The 1,008-nt window shown below is 43.1% G+C and carries 1 pseudogene; it reads left to right on the forward strand.

Annotation, left to right across the window (positions count from 1 at the left end):
- Positions 1–142 precede the first annotated feature (142 nt).
- A pseudogene (locus QUA13_RS32625) lies at positions 143–891 on the forward strand (IS1 family transposase).
- The last annotated feature ends 117 nt before the right edge of the window (positions 892–1,008 follow it).

Here is a 1,008-nt window from a genome sequence, read left to right on the forward strand (position 1 = left end):
CAACCATTCCTTGACTCCCATCACGCACTCTTAGAGTCTCATCTACATGCACGTTTGGTCTGTGTGTTGCCCATTCCGGTAGTGCCCGGAAGGAAAGGATAGAGTAAGCTACTATTAGAGAGAAGTGTTTACCATTAGTGATATGACAGTAGAAATTCCCCATTGTCCTAATTGTGGCGAGCGAAGCAGTCAGTCGTAACGGTAAAACTCGGCATCACAAACTTTCATTACAAATGTCGAGAATGTGGTCGTCAATTTGTTTTGAATCCGACATGGAAAGCTATTACTAAAGAACAAGAAGAGTTAATGTCACGGATGCTACTTGAGCGTATTTCCCAGGCCGGGATTGCTCGGGTATTACAAGTGTCAGAAGATACAGTACAGCGCTACGTAAATACCGCTTCTGTTGTTGGATAGAAGCAAGTGGAGGTGAGTGCCAAGCCAAAAAAGCGCTTGAGTGTTCAGATGGATGAGCTATGGTCGGAGAGTCGATAATAAAGGAAATCAACAGTGGGTATGGCTGGCATTGGATGCCCAGACTAGGGAAATTGTTGGTGTACACATTGGAGATCGTAGCGCAGTATCAGAAGAGTGCTTTATGGAATTCAATGCCACCAGTTTACCGTCAATCGGCAGTAATTTATACCGACCATTGGAGTGCTTATGATTCTGTATTGCCCAGCAAACGTCATCGCGCCGTGTAGACAAAGATAGTGGTTGTACTAGCTATATCGAGCGCTTCAACTGTACTATTCGACAACGAGTATCAAGCGTTGGTAAGAAAGAGCTTAGCCTTCTCTAAAAAATTAGAAAATCATATTGCTGCAATGGGGGCGTTTTGTACATCATTATAATGATAATTTACAACTCCAGATGCGTACTTTTATTTGAATTCGGTTGATTTTTTGATCCTTTCCTTCAGGGCACTACCCCCATTCCCATAAATCATTGATAGTAGGTTCTACCGCCTCAGCTACTCGTTGATTTGTTTTCTGAAGTGTTCCGGTA

It is taken from the genome of Microcoleus sp. S28C3, from assembly GCF_036700785.1.
In the GTDB taxonomy this organism is placed as follows: Bacteria; Cyanobacteriota; Cyanobacteriia; order Cyanobacteriales; family Microcoleaceae; genus Microcoleus; species Microcoleus asticus.